The organism is Spectribacter acetivorans (assembly GCF_031846305.1).
Classification (GTDB): domain Bacteria; phylum Pseudomonadota; class Gammaproteobacteria; order Nevskiales; family Salinisphaeraceae; genus Spectribacter; species Spectribacter acetivorans.
Genome location: NZ_JAVRHY010000006.1, coordinates 148,170 through 161,076 on the forward strand (window position 1 = coordinate 148,170; position 12,907 = coordinate 161,076).

Annotated in this window: 11 protein-coding genes; 10 read left to right on the forward strand and 1 reads right to left on the reverse strand. The window is 60.1% G+C overall.

Annotation, left to right across the window (positions count from 1 at the left end):
* From RM531_RS08790 to traN, 10 genes are all read left to right on the forward strand, one after another.
* On the forward strand, positions 1 to 1,341 hold the full coding sequence (locus RM531_RS08790) for a TrbI/VirB10 family protein (protein WP_311658717.1): 1,341 nt from the start codon (positions 1 to 3) through the stop codon (positions 1,339 to 1,341).
* Between the two features lie 75 nt (positions 1,342 to 1,416).
* A complete protein-coding gene (locus RM531_RS08795; RefSeq protein ID WP_311658718.1) occupies positions 1,417 to 2,151 on the forward strand; it encodes a DsbC family protein in 735 nt (244 codons plus the stop codon).
* The gene (locus RM531_RS08800; RefSeq protein ID WP_311658719.1) at positions 2,148 to 2,726 is read left to right on the forward strand and encodes a TraV family lipoprotein; all 579 of its coding nucleotides are present in this window, start codon (positions 2,148 to 2,150) and stop codon (positions 2,724 to 2,726) included. Before RM531_RS08795 ends, RM531_RS08800 begins: the two co-directional genes overlap by 4 nt.
* Before the next feature lie 28 nt (positions 2,727 to 2,754).
* Complete coding sequence (gene traA / locus RM531_RS08805; protein WP_311658720.1) at positions 2,755 to 3,042, forward strand: TraA family conjugative transfer protein; 288 nt, start codon at positions 2,755 to 2,757, stop codon at positions 3,040 to 3,042.
* A gap of 68 nt (positions 3,043 to 3,110) precedes the next feature.
* Entirely contained in the window at positions 3,111 to 5,564 is a 2,454-nt protein-coding gene (traC, locus tag RM531_RS08810; RefSeq protein ID WP_311658721.1) for a type IV secretion system protein TraC, read from the forward strand.
* On the forward strand, positions 5,551 to 5,844 hold the full coding sequence (locus RM531_RS08815; protein WP_311658722.1) for a hypothetical protein: 294 nt from the start codon (positions 5,551 to 5,553) through the stop codon (positions 5,842 to 5,844). The genes traC and RM531_RS08815 overlap by 14 nt, the downstream gene beginning before the upstream one ends.
* Positions 5,841 to 6,383 (forward strand): signal peptidase I, encoded by a 543-nt coding sequence (gene lepB / locus RM531_RS08820; RefSeq protein ID WP_311658723.1) that lies wholly within the window; start codon positions 5,841 to 5,843, stop codon positions 6,381 to 6,383. Before RM531_RS08815 ends, lepB begins: the two co-directional genes overlap by 4 nt.
* A 9-nt stretch (positions 6,384 to 6,392) precedes the next feature.
* The gene (locus tag RM531_RS08825) at positions 6,393 to 7,631 is read left to right on the forward strand and encodes a TrbC family F-type conjugative pilus assembly protein (protein WP_311658724.1); all 1,239 of its coding nucleotides are present in this window, start codon (positions 6,393 to 6,395) and stop codon (positions 7,629 to 7,631) included.
* Positions 7,628 to 8,809, forward strand: a complete 1,182-nt coding sequence (locus RM531_RS08830; RefSeq protein ID WP_311658725.1) for a TraU family protein — start codon at positions 7,628 to 7,630, stop codon at positions 8,807 to 8,809. The genes RM531_RS08825 and RM531_RS08830 overlap by 4 nt, the downstream gene beginning before the upstream one ends.
* A gap of 88 nt (positions 8,810 to 8,897) precedes the next feature.
* Positions 8,898 to 11,954 carry a conjugal transfer protein TraN gene (traN, locus tag RM531_RS08835; RefSeq protein WP_311658726.1) on the forward strand — a complete coding sequence of 1,019 codons (3,057 nt, stop codon included), beginning with the start codon at positions 8,898 to 8,900 and terminating at the stop codon, positions 11,952 to 11,954.
* On the opposite strand, the gene RM531_RS08840 is transcribed toward traN, so the two are convergent.
* A complete protein-coding gene (locus RM531_RS08840) occupies positions 11,948 to 12,829 on the reverse strand; it encodes a DNA replication terminus site-binding protein (protein ID WP_311658727.1) in 882 nt (293 codons plus the stop codon). The two genes, traN and RM531_RS08840, sit on opposite strands and share 7 nt — an antisense overlap.
* Positions 12,830 to 12,907: the final 78 nt, after the last annotated feature.

Consider the following 12,907-nt stretch of genomic DNA (forward strand, 5'->3'; position numbering starts at 1 on the left):
GTGAGCGCCTCTGATCAGATCAAGCAGCGTTGGGAAGGCCTCTCAGCCACCAACAAGAGAAACGTCGTGCTGGTCATCGGCGGAGCGCTGATGTTCCTGGTCCTCTACATCTACGCCTCTGGGGGCAAGGACACCAGAGTTCGCCAACAGCCTGACCAGCCCGTCGTCCGGGCGCCCTTGACCGGTGGCAATGAAGAAGCTCTGGGTATCGAAGCGCTGGCGGCGCGCATCGAAAATCTCACGGATGCCGTCGAGCAGGGACGTGGCGAACTCGAAATGCAAGCCAAGCGCTATCAGTCCTCTATCACCCAGATGGAGCAACGCTCCGAAGCCCAGACCAGGTCGCTCAAACAGCAGCTTGTCGATTCCACCCAGCGGCTTCAGAACCTTCAGTCAGAGCTGCAGCGTGCGCAGACTGAGATCAACCAGCTTCGCGACGATACCGAGAACCTCTCTGGCCGGCCGCGCCAACCCGATGATCTTCCTCCGCAAGATGCGCAAGGTCAGACCACAAATGAGGCCGTGATCGAAGAGGAGTGGGACCTTTTCAGCACGCCGATATCACCCGAGGGACAGCCTGGCACGAGCCCGCTGGACGCCGACCCGCAGGCCCCTGATAGCGGCCTGACGATCCAGGTCAAATCCGGCGAGCCCCCGCAGACTGAACCGACACCGGAAGAGAAGGCCGCGGCCGAAGCCGCCGCTCAGGCCTACACCATGCCGGCCGGTTCCATTCTGTCCGGGGTGCTCATTACCGGCATGGACGCACCCACCGGCAATCAGGCCCGCTCGGAGCCCGTGCCAAGCCTCATTCGGGTGAAGACCGAAGCCACGCTACCCAATTATTTCGCCTTCGACGTGCGCGAGTGCTTCGTCCTCGCCGCCGGATTCGGTGATCTTTCCAGTGAGCGAGTATTCCTTCGAGCCGAACGCATCAGCTGTATTCGCGCATCGGATGGCCGCGTGGTTGAGAAGAGTATCGATGCCTATGCCTCCGGGGAGGATGGCAAGACTGGCGTACGTGGTCGACTGGTTTCTCGGGCCGGCTCTGTTCTCGCCAACAGCTTGCTGGCCGGATTCGCCAGCGGCGTCTCCCAGGCCTTCGGTCAGCAACGCGTCCCCATTGTCAGCACCAACCCGGATCAGGGCTTTTTCACGCCCTCGGCCGGTGACCTGGCGTCCTCTGGGCTGAGCGGCGGGGCCAGCAATGCCCTGGAACGACTCGCGGATTACTACCTGCAGTTCGCCGAAGAGACTTTCCCCGTCATCGAAGTGGATGCCATGCGACAGGTCAACTTCATTCTGGTTCGCGGACTGACCTTCCCGGTATTGCCTAACTGATGCCTGGGAAACCCCCCTCATATACGCCTGCAAAAGCCAGACGTTCCCGCCATGCCCGGCCGTAGGATTTCTTACATGAGCATCGTTCGATTCATCGTTACCGCTTTGACCACGGGGTTGATTGTTGCCACGCCGGCACTATCCCAGCCCCCAGGCCAGATGGGGCCCACTCCGCTGTTCGAAGGCGACCCCCGTGAAATCACTTCACAGGTGGTTCCGCTGCCGGGTACCGACATCAGCGCGGTCGATCGTGACGGCAACTTGGTGCTGATCACCAGCAACAAGCGATATGCCGTGGTGGGCAAGGTCATCGATCTTCTCGAGCGCAAGGAGCTGCGGACCATCGAGGATATCAAGCAGGCCCGCCGACTCGACTTCAAGGGCATTGGCATCGACTTCACCGAGATGGGTGCCGTCACCTTCGGCAATGGGCCCAAGGAGGTCATCTACTTTGTAGACCCCTACTGTCCGCACTGTAACGAGCTGCTCAAGCAGTCCCGTGGCCTCTTCGACGACTACACCTTCAGGGTTGTTCTGGTTCCCCTCTACAAAGGGCCTGTCGCCGCGGACACCTCCATCCGCCTGGTCTGCAATCCGGATCAGGATCAGAGTCGCCAGGCGTTGTTCTCCAAGCAATTCGACAACCTGCCTGCCGCCCCTGACAGCTGCGATCGCGCCCAGTTCTACCGCAACGCGGCGGTGGCTCAGCTCCTTAATGTTGAAGGGGTGCCCTTCGTCTATGCCCCGAACGGCGAACCCCACCTGGGTACGCCGCGAGATCTTGCGGCCTTCCTGGAGGACAACGCATGAACCGTCTGTTCGTTCTGTCCTTCATCCCGCTGCTTGGCGCCTGCGCCATCGGCAACTCGGATTTTGCGTGCAGCGGCGTTCCTGAGGGCAAGACTTGTATGTCAGCACTCGAGGTCTATGACGCCACCAATGGCGTACATCAGTCACCTCATGCCGGCGGCGGCCATGCCCACCACGATGGCCATGCCCCATCAGATACGACTTCTACCGGGCGTTCTCTTACGCCCGCTCCACTGGTGTTGTCCCGTGGGGGAATCAGCCCATCGCCTGATCGTCCCGTTCCCATCCGGACCGAGCCCAAGACGCTTCGGATTCTGATTGGGCCCTGGCAGGACCAGGATCGGGACCTGAATGCCGGCGGGTATGTTTTCACCGACCTTGCACCCCGCACCTGGAATATCGGTGCCGGCCCGGAAGCGGCCACCGGCCCCGTGTATCCCGTCCAGGTTGGCGACTCCTCGACATCGGGCGGCAGCTCGGCAGACACAGATCAGCCAGCATCCGCACCGACGGCGTCGTCAGGTGGAAATTCACCGAATGTGGGGCGCGCATATTTCGATTCCGACCGCCAGTAAGGCGGCATACAACGACAGGTAATCAATCATGCAACGCATCTTCAAGTTCGCTTTGGTCTTCGTCGCCATGTTCGGTGCAGGCGCTGCCTATGCCGGCGCCGGTGGCACGGAGTTCGACACCATCTATCAGCAGCTCACCGACTGGACCGAAGGCACCCTCGGTCGAATCATCGCCCTGGGCATGATCATCACCGGCCTGGGCTGGGGTGTGGTCCGTCAGTCGATCATGGCTGTTGTTGTCGGCGTCGCCGGCGGCCTGGCTCTGGCCAACGCCCCGACTGTCATCGACAACATCCTTGGTGGCGTTCTGTTCTAAGTGGACCCGGCAGGGCGGGCATGGCGCCCGCCCTGCATTCCCACCTCGTTCTCTCCCGGAGTTAGGCCATGTTGGCGCCCCTGCGCGAAAAGCTCTACGAGCACAATCACTCCAGTGAGCTCTTCCCGGTGCTTGCTTACGACAGCGATCACCATCTGTTCGTGTTGAGTGATACCGCCGTCGGGTTCGCCTTTCTCTCCAACCCGCTCAACGGCGCTGACGAAACCACCGCTGAAAAGATCAACGTCCTGCTCAATCAGGACTTCCCCGGTGACACCATTCTATCGGTGAGCCTGATCGGGCATCGCGACATCGAATACTGGCTGACGGACTTCGTTTCGCGCCGCATTCCCCACCGGAATGATTCGCCGATGCACAACCTCCTCTACGAGAGCACCGTCGAATCCTCCAAGTTCATGCGCCGGGGCACCCGGCGCCCCATCGAGAACCGCAACCACACCAAGGTCCGGGACATTCTCAGCCTGATCACGGTCAAAATACCGTTGCAAAACCCCGAGCCTACCGATCTCGAACTCGAGACACTCGGGCAGCTCCGTCGCAGTGTTCAGCAGACCATCGACATCATTGGCATGAAGCCGACCCCGGTGGATGCCTCAATGTACGTTCGCCTGATGTCCGTGCTTCTTCACGGCGGCGACAATCCGCGGTGGCAATCCGAATTCGACCTCTACGATGACCAGCAGCTCATCTGCGACCAGGTGCTGGATCTGGACACGGCCATCTCGGTAGATCCAACCGGGCTATGGGCGGGTGATCCGCGAAACAAAGAAGAGCGTACGCGCATCAAGGTCCTCAGCCCCAAGCGCATCCCAAAGGAAGTCCATATCAACAGTGCCGCTCTGTTCGTCGGCGACCCGTTGAGCGGCACCCGCGGTATCCGCGGCAATTTCCTGCTGAATTTCAACATTCATTACCCCAATGCCGAGCAGCTGAAAAGCAAGCTCGAAAAGCGCCGGCAGTGGGCCACGCAGCAGGCCGGCGGCAAGCTCGTCAAGTTCGTTCCCCAGCTGGTCGACACCAAGCGCAGTTTCGACACGATGTTCCAGGCGCTGGATGACGGCGATCGGCCGGTTCGTCTTTCCATGTCCCTGATGCTCTTTGCCGATGATGAGGAAGAAGCCGCTGGGGCTGTCTCCGTCGCCAAGACCTATTACCGGGAACTTGGTTACCAGATGCTAGAAGATCGATTCTTCTGTCTGCCGATCTTCATCAACAACATGCCTTTCGGCGCCGACCGAAAGGCCGTCGAAGAGCTCAAGCGGTATCGATCACTGGCCACACGCCACGTCAGCCACATGCTGCCCCTTATCAGCGAGTGGAAAGGCACCCGTACGCCCGTTCTGCAGTTCGTCAGCCGCAATGGACAGATCATGAATTTCGATCTGTTCGATTCCCAGAGCTCCTACAACTGCGCCATCGCCGCCGAGAGTGGCAGCGGCAAGTCGTTCCTCGTCAACGCCATGGCCTCGTCCTACCTCAGCCTCGGCGCCAAGGTCTTCATCATCGACGTCGGTCGCAGCTACGAAAAGCTCGCCAAGTCGTTCGGCGGCTCTTTCATCGAGTTCACCGACGAATCGAATATCTGCCTCAATCCATTCCCGATTGTTCAGAACTACAACGACGAAGTGGACATGCTCGCGACGGTCATCGCGACCATGGCCCAGCCCAGTGGGCCGATTTCCGACTTTCAGAACTCGAACCTTCGCCGCATCCTTCGAAGGGGCTGGGAAGCACACAAGCAAGATCTGACCATCGACATTGTTTCGGACATGCTCCGAGAGCACGAGGACCGACGCATTCAGGATCTCGGCGAGCAGCTCTTCCAGTTCACCGTTGCCGGTGAATACGGGCGCTGGTTCAATGGACCCAACACCATGCAGTTCGATAACCCTTTCACGGTGCTCGAGCTCGAAGAACTCAAAGGCCGCCGTCATCTTCAGCAGATCGTTCTGCTGATGCTGATCTACCAGATCAACAACGAGATGTACCTGGGCGATCGCGGCCGTCGAAAGCTCGTCATCATCGATGAGGCCTGGCAGCTCCTCACAGAGGGCGATGTCGGGGACTTCATCGTCCATGGTTACCGACGCGCCAGAAAGTACGGCGGGGCTTTTGCCGTGGCGACCCAGTCGGTCAACGACCTCTACTCGAACAATACCGGTGTGGCCATTGCCGAAAACAGCCCCAACAAGATCTTGCTCGGCCAGAACGCTGAGACTGTCGCCAACCTCAAGCGCACCCAGCGAATTGATCTGCCCGAAGCTGGCTACGAGTTCCTGAAATCGGTCAAGACGGTGACCGGGGTTTACTCGGAGATGTTCATCAACACCGGCAACGGCATCGGTATCGCCCGCCTCATCGTGGATCGCTTCCGTCAGCTTCTCTACAGCACCAAGGCGGAGGAAGTATCCGAGATCAACAAGCTGGTGGATTCCGGCCTGTCCATCACTGATGCGATCCATCGCATCATGGCCCGCGAGAACGGCGATGAAGCTGCTTGATATCGTCTCTGCCATTCTCCCGATGATCGTGGCCGGCGCCGTCGGCGCGGTATCCGCGCATGCCTACATGATGCGCAATTCTCCGAGCATTGTTGTGCTCGATGTCGGGGCAATGACCGCCCGGATGGACCCCTCCGACCCGGCATTTTCAGAGGCCGTTAAGCGATCAGCCCAACGCGCTCGTGAAGTGGCTGATCGTTATGCCGATGCCGGCATGATTGTCCTGGATGGCCGCGGCGTCATGCGCGCGCCTTCACGTCTGACGGTAACACCAGAGTGAGCGCTACCGCTGACCAGATCTCTCATCGATCGATGTGGAGAAACCTCTATATCGGGCTGGTCAAGACGCTGATCACCCTGTTCATTCTATTGCCCGCGCTCTACTTCGCGCGCGAAAACTTCACCCTTGGATTTGAGATGCAAAAGGGAGGGCACAGCGTCCCCCACACCGTCTTTCTCATTCACAAGGAGTCCTATCCCTTTCGCGCGGACCAGTACATTGCGTTCAAAACGAAAGGCCTGGTTGACCCCTTCGTTGACGGCTTGACCATGATCAAGATCGTCGCCGGCGTGCCGGGGGACAAGGTCCGTGTCACCGCCGACGGTGTTTTCGTCAACCAGGCGAAGGTCGCGGATATCACAGTGGATACCATCGGGGAGAAAACCGGCAATCCGGTCTCGATAAAGACCATCGACACCCGCATCCCGCCAGGTCATTACTTCGTGCTGGGCACGCACCCCAAGTCCTATGACTCCCGATTCTGGGGCCTGGTCAAGCCCGACCAGCTGATCGGCCGCGCTTACGGGCTATGGAAATAGGTGCGCACGATGACTCGATTTGTGGTCTGCCTGCTCGCCGGCCTGTCTGCCGCCACCGCACTACATGCCCAGCCATCCGGCAATACCGACGCTGACCTGAAGGAGATTCTCGAGCGTGCCGAACAGGCGATTCGCCATGCCAAGGAGAACCCACCCGATTGGCTCGAGACCGAGCCACCGGAAGAGTATCGAGACATTGGTGCCGAGATTGCCGAAAAGGCTCGCCAGGCTCAGCGTGACGCGGTCGCCGCGGCCGGCGAAAAGCAGGGCATGGACATGTCCGGACTGGAGCCTGACGTCAGTGGCAATGCCGGCGTCATTCTGGCGTTCGCTTCCACGGGCATGCCCGAGTCTGAGCTGCGCAGCCTTCTCGAAGTGGCAGCCGTCAACCCCAAGGTAGTGGTCCTTTTCCGAGGTCTGCTGCCAGGTGACGCGAACCTTCGCGAGAGCCTGCTGCGCTTCAATGCCATGACCGATGGGCTAGACCCAAAACCATCAGTTCAGATTCACCCGAAGCCGTTTCAGCGCTATCGCGTTACCGCGGTACCGACCCTGGTCATGCTCTCCGACAAGCCAGGTCAGCCCACGGTTCGTGTCGAAGGCAGCATCAATCTGGACTGGCTCAAAGAGCAGGGTGAGAAGCGCCTATCGGAGGACGCTGACCCTGATCTCTCCGCCGATCTCGGACGCGTTGGACAGGTCTATGACATCGCGGAGCAGGACCTTCTGGAGCTGATGAAATCCAGGGTTGCCAGCATCGACTGGGAGCAGAAGAAACGTCAGGCCCGCGAGCGCTTCTGGACCAATCATCCGCCTTTCATCGAGCTGCCACTGGCAAAGGCCGACGAGGTGCGCCTGGTCGATCCCACCGTGATCGTCAAGGAGGATGTTCCTAAACCAGACGGCAGCGGCTTGTTGGCCAGGGCAGGGGAGTCCTACAACCCGCTCGACAAGATCAGTTTCACGCGGCGCGTCTTCATCTTCGATGCCACCGATCCACGCCAGATCGAGTATGTCATTGAGCAGTCCGAAACGCCGCTGCCCGGCAAGCTCGATGTCTTCATCACCACGGCCATTGATCGTGACAAGGGCTTCGATTTCATCACCGAGGTCGAAGACAAGCTCGGCATGCCGATATTCCTGCTCAAGCGGGACCTCGCCATCATGCTTCGCATCCGGGCCATCCCCTCGGTTGTCACAGGCGAGGGCAAACGCCTTCGTATTCAGGAAGTGGGTCTCGCGCTATGAGTCATCAACGTAACTGGCGCCGGAAAATCGCCTTGCTGGGCTTGAGTCTGGCTGCCATCTGGCCTGTGACCTCGGCCGCCGATGATGATCTGATTTGCCCGAGCGCGGAAATCTGGGGCTCGTTCTTGTTTACCGGTATTTGCTGGGACTGCGTTCTTCCTATCCGCGTCTTCGCCGGACAGATCGGCGATAGCGCCGGCGCGCCGGCAGGCGCGGCTGACAGCACTGTTTGCCTCTGCGAGGACGAACTCGGCGTCCCCGAGGTGGGGTTGACCACCGGCATGTGGCACCCGACCAAGATTCTTGAGATCACCCACACCCCGTACTGCAGCCCCACGCTCGGTGGGGTCCGCTTGTCTGATTCGTTCAAGCTGTTAGGCGGGCGTTCTACCCAGGCCGGCGCCGGCGGCGGCGGAAAGGCCTTTTACAACTACCACATGTATGCCTTCCCGCTATTCGAGATCCTCGAGATCCTGATTGCGCCCATCTGTACGCCGGCCTCCTACACGGACTTCGATCTACTGTTCATCAGCGAGCTCGATCCCACCTGGAGTGATCCCGAGTTGACGCTCTTCGCGATCCCGGAGGCATTGTTGTTCACTGGCCCATCTGCGGCCTTGGCATCTTTGGTCGACTGCCCAGCCTCGAGCGTCGGCAAGCCTATCGATGACATCTACTGGTTTGCCGGCTGCTGGGGCAACTTGTATCCCTTCTCAGGGCATATCAGCGGGGGTTCAAACCCCGTGCGCGACACCAGTCTTGCCGCCTCCCGCGCCATGGCCCAGCTGCACCGCCGGGGTCTTGCCAAGCGAACCGTCGGCGAGGACACCATGTGCGAAAGCCAGTATTTCCCGCACATCAAGAAGAGCCAGTACAAGATGCAGATGATGTACCCGCGCACTGAAGCCGCGGGTTCACCGTTCAGCCCGACCGACTTTCAGAACACGAATACCGAAACCGGTGACGAAGCCTCCACGGATGATCGTGGTACCGAGTACACCGAGCTCACCCCGGGCCAGCGCAACACGCTGGAAAACCCCGGGTCCTGGGGCGAAACAGATACCTGTTGTCATCGCATTGGCGAGTCCACCTTCCGGTGGGGCGAATGGCGAAACAGGCCTGCCAAGGAGAATCACCTCTACCTGCTCTGGCAATGGGTGGATTGTTGCTTGAGGTGAGCCCATGGCTTTCCCGACATTGAATCCTCTGCGAGTTCTGCCACTGCTTGGCGCCGTGGCGATAGCGTGTCAGCCCTGGATCCCAGCAATGGTGGTCCTGATGTCCGCGACACCGACTATTGCGCAGGCCCCCGCCGGCGACCCCGAGGAGTATCTGCGTCAAGGTGAGTCGTTCGGCGAAAGTCAGCGCTTGAATGCCCCCCGTCCGGGGTTCTCCCCCGACAGCTATCAGATCACCGTTCCCAACCGCGACGGCACCTCCACCCAGATGGACTTCGGGACCCGTCCCGATGGGACGACTTACTCTCCGTCGGATATCGACGGGTTGCGAAACTCCTACGGTGATAATGCCGAGACCCGTCAACAGGTTGATAACCGGCCACCTGATCCTGCCGCCGATACCGTCGACCCGGTGAAATCGGACCGTTCTCGCACCTCGATGGAGAATGACCCGACGATCGCTCGGTCGGATCAATACCTGCAGGGGATGGAACGTGACGGTGGCTTTACCGCCCAAACCCAGCAGTGCCAGGTGGTTGAACCCCAGGACGATGGGAGCCCTCATGTCGAAGACCCCCGCGATTGCGTGAGTGTCGATGCCCCGGCCATCGCCGAGTGCACGATCGACAACGAGCTGCAGCTCTCGACCACCGACAACCAGGCAGTCGCCCTGACGATCCTGATCGAGAAATCCGATTCCATGCGTGGCGGCAACCGGATGGAGGATGCTGCCAGCGCCACGGTTGCCGTAGCTCGGGCATTGGAATCCGCAGTGTTCACCGAATACTCGGTCCATGCCTATGCCCCCGGTGGCGACGACCCTGCTTCGGCTGATGGTATGGCCTCGAGCTACTCCTTGACCGCATTTCCCGAGAACATCAACGACCCTGGCGTCATTACTCGATATGCCGAGATAGAAGCCGACGCGAACTCGACGCCGACAGCAAGCGTCATGGACGCCGCTGCCAATGTCCTGGTCAGCAGCCGCCGTGAACCGCGCAAGCTCGTTCTTGTGCTCACCGATGGACGGCCCAGCTTCGAGCAGACCTGCCCCAATGCCGCGGACTGCAATCCCCGAGGCGTTGCTGAGCACTACGCCGGCGAGGTCCAGGTTGCCGCTGTGGGCATTCAAAGCGATGCCGTGCAGGACGACTTCGATCTCTACCGTGTCGCCAACTCCAGTGGCCAGATAGCAGAAGCCGTTTTCGAGATCCTCTCAGAGGACCTTGGCTGGTTCGAGGTCTCCAACGTCTGGAAGCCGGACACCTGCATCGAGACAGCCCAGGAGGTACAGAACGAGACCTTCTCCGGCCAGATCGCCTGCACTGCGCCACCGGATAGCAACGGCTGCGTGGAGATCGACGGCGTTCGCGTGTGTGAAGGTTCGACCTTCGCCGAGCAGATGTCCGAACCGCCGGTCGACAACGTGCCGAAGGTTTGCGGTGCCATCGAAGTCACCGATGTTGAGTATTGCTGGCGTGACTCCGATGGGTCTCAACAGTGCACCAACGACACCGACGAAGAGGCCCCCGGCCCGACACGCTGCGAGATATACCGGTCTGATCCCCAGTGCGGTATCAAGACCTCGCAGTGTGTCGAATCCACCCGCAATGAAGACGGTCAGTGCTACGTCTTCGAGGAGGTCTGGGATTGCGGCTTCCGTGAAGCCGGCCCGAACGTGACTCGTGACACCGAGGGCAATATCTATGAATGCGACGGTCAGTCGATGGGCTGCATTGACGGCAGCTGCATGGATGACCCCCAGGAGGAAAACCCGAATTTCGAGTCCATGGCCACGACCCTGCAGATGGTGGAATTCACCGCCCAGGACGAAGGCACCTGCGACATCAACAACGGTTGTGAGCTCTTCCCCGGCGAAGCCTACTACTGTAAATCGGAGGTCTTCTACGGCGCCGAGAACTGTTGCGATGACACCCCTGAAGTCAATTTCGTTGCCTACATCACCGCAGCAAAGCTCGCCTGGAAGGGGCTGAAGTCCGAGCAGATGGCCAACTGGATGGCCTCCTATGGCGTGGACTACATGGGCTATTGGCAGTCATTCCAGTCAGGGGCCTATGACGTCTACGGATCGATCTCGAGCCACTTCACCAGCGCCTTCGGCTCCATGAGCGAAAGCTACGCCGGCCAGGCCGCGGTCAACCAGGGCGCTGCCAGTACCGCCGAGGCTGGATCTCAACTGGGCATTGATAGCATCAAGCAGGAAATCCTCAACCAGGTGCAACGGTGGATGGAGCGGTTCGCCCCGGCCATGCACGATGCCCTGTTTGCCGAAGGTGCACAGCAGGGTGGCCAGGCGGTGTTGTCTGATCAGGCCCAGCAGTACATTGGCTACGCCAGCTGGATCATGACAGCCTATTCCTATTACCAACTGGCCAAGTTCGCGATCACCATCATCGCCGACTGTCAGGATGATGAGCAGCCGTTGTTCAACATCAAGCGAGACAACCTACGCAGCTGCCATGTCCTTGGCGAGTATTGCCACCGTGATGATTTCTTCGGCAATTGCATCGAGCGTCGGTTGACGGGCTGCTGTTTCAACTCGCCCTTGTCGCGCATTCTTCAGCAGCAACTACACCAACAGCCGCATCTCGGGCTTTCCTGGGGAGATGTCCGTAACCCGAGCTGTGCTGCCATCCCGCTTGAAACGATGGCCCAGGTTCGCTGGGAGGATGTCGATCTCTCCGAATGGACCGACATTCTTTACGAAACCGGCATCGCGCCGAGGGCTGCCGATATGCAAGCCGCCGGCGCCCGCGACCAGAAGACCGCGAATGTCGATGACCCCAACTACTATCAGCCGCCCGATTCGGACGAACGCTACGATCGACGCTCGACCGACCCTGAAAGTGGTGACCAGAGCTTCGATTTCTCTGAGATTCGCGACAAGAACGTGGAAGAGATGCGACGCCGCACCGATTCAGCTGACGAAGCCAACAACGGCGAGAACAATCAGCCCAACGGTGGTGCTGCACAGAACCCCGACGCGGGAGCCGCCTCTCGTGCGTATGCGGTGCCGCCTTCCGGCCGCGCCGCGCTCCAGATTGAACAGGACGCCAACGGGGATGGCCGAATCGATATTCGCGACGGCGTCTGCAGCCTGTTCAACAACTGTCAGACTCAATGACCAGCGTAGGCATATAGGCGAAGAGCCGGCACGATCGGCTCCTTCGCCAGTCGACGGCCGCCGCTTCGGGGTAGCCGCTTCTTTCGCTCGCGTTCATCCGGCGGGTAGGCGTCCAGCTCGTTATGCCGCACACCCGCGGCGCCAGGCCCCGCCGGATAGAGCAGGGGCAGGGCGGCATCGAACATCTGTCGCGTGGTCTCGTCATCAATCTTCCAGACCACGTTGGCCCGCACGGATGGCGCCACCGGCTTGACCACCGCCAATTCCTGATTCTCCGGCATCGCACTAAGGCGTGCCTGAGCCTGTTCCCGAACCCGATCCGAGAGGTGTTTCGCCCTCCGCACCATCGCCCGGCCTTGCGCCACATCCACCTTGCGGATCGAGCGATTACCACATGACCAGGTCAGGCTGATGGAGGCGGGCATCGGCTCCAGTACCCGAATCTGGCGATAGGTTTGTACAAGATGCACCCGCGCATTCCCCACCTGGGATAGTGCCTCAACGACGGCAGGCGCTCGTCCTCTGTCCTCATTGATCAGTCGGTTGACGGCATCTTCTTTCCCCAATCCCTCGGGATGCCGGATCTCCAGCACGCGTTTTTTCACCCTGGATTTCCATTCGTTGACCCGGCGGGCACAGGCCAGGGTTTCCTCAGACACGCCCAGCGCGCCAGGGCAGCGATCGCTTCGGCTTTCCTCCTGAGACTCACGATATTCCAGTCGTCGGATCGCCGCGGCCGCGGCGGCATGCCTGGCGTTTCCCCGCCATGCCAACCAACCGGGATAGCCGGCTTGTTCGTCCTGGATCAATCGGCCTTCAAGCTCCGAGAGTGCCTCGGCAAGCCCATTGAAGGCTTCCAGAAGGGCGATGCGCATGTCATTTTTCATCACCGCTATTATACCATCCCCAGAGGAAGGGGTAGACGGACGTCTGTTTGCCGAACTTTTTTCTTC

What these genes read in the sequence shown, in the direction of transcription:
- RM531_RS08815 (WP_311658722.1), top strand. Translation starts at nt 5,551, where the DNA reads ATGAAGCTGCTTGATATCGTCTCTGCCATTCTCCCGATGATCGTGGCC.
- RM531_RS08830 (WP_311658725.1), top strand. Translation starts at nt 7,628, where the DNA reads ATGAGTCATCAACGTAACTGGCGCCGGAAAATCGCCTTGCTGGGCTTG.
- RM531_RS08795 (WP_311658718.1), top strand. Translation starts at nt 1,417, where the DNA reads ATGAGCATCGTTCGATTCATCGTTACCGCTTTGACCACGGGGTTGATT.
- RM531_RS08800 (WP_311658719.1), top strand. Translation starts at nt 2,148, where the DNA reads ATGAACCGTCTGTTCGTTCTGTCCTTCATCCCGCTGCTTGGCGCCTGC.
- traC (WP_311658721.1), top strand. Translation starts at nt 3,111, where the DNA reads ATGTTGGCGCCCCTGCGCGAAAAGCTCTACGAGCACAATCACTCCAGT.
- traA (WP_311658720.1), top strand. Translation starts at nt 2,755, where the DNA reads ATGCAACGCATCTTCAAGTTCGCTTTGGTCTTCGTCGCCATGTTCGGT.
- RM531_RS08840 (WP_311658727.1), bottom strand. Translation starts at nt 12,829, where the DNA reads ATGCGCATCGCCCTTCTGGAAGCCTTCAATGGGCTTGCCGAGGCACTC.
- traN (WP_311658726.1), top strand. Translation starts at nt 8,898, where the DNA reads ATGGTGGTCCTGATGTCCGCGACACCGACTATTGCGCAGGCCCCCGCC.
- RM531_RS08825 (WP_311658724.1), top strand. Translation starts at nt 6,393, where the DNA reads ATGACTCGATTTGTGGTCTGCCTGCTCGCCGGCCTGTCTGCCGCCACC.